Below are 332 nucleotides of genomic sequence, written 5' to 3'. Positions count from 1 at the left end.
CCCACTTCTGGGTACGTTCCGATGTATTACTCACCCGTTCGCCACTCGCCGCCAGGTTGCCCCGCGCTGCCGTTCGACTTGCATGTGTAAAGCATGCCGCCAGCGTTCAATCTGAGCCAGGATCAAACTCTTCAGTTTAATCTCTGTTTTTGTCGCGCCGTTTCCAGCAGCGACAGATCGCTCACTCAAAATACTGACCGTYACTCATTGCTGAGCAACGTTATACTTTTTGTGAACATTTGATAATTTAAGCATTCAGCATCCCGAAGGATGCTGGCACTTCATCAAACGCCCACACTTATCGACTGTTGATTGTTAAAGATCGTATTCGG

The 332-nt window shown here is 48.6% G+C and carries 1 rRNA gene; it reads right to left on the bottom strand.

Annotated elements, in window-relative coordinates:
- Positions 1–138: ribosomal RNA gene (locus tag AB4Z32_RS27940) — 16S ribosomal RNA — on the bottom strand; the annotation flags it as partial.
- Positions 139–332: the final 194 nt, after the last annotated feature.

Source organism: Massilia sp. 2TAF26, from assembly GCF_052115005.1.
Classification (GTDB): Bacteria; Pseudomonadota; Gammaproteobacteria; order Burkholderiales; family Burkholderiaceae_D; genus Telluria.
The sequence above is the reverse complement of the archived record's forward strand: the minus strand, read 5'-3'. Positions and strand labels throughout refer to the sequence as shown.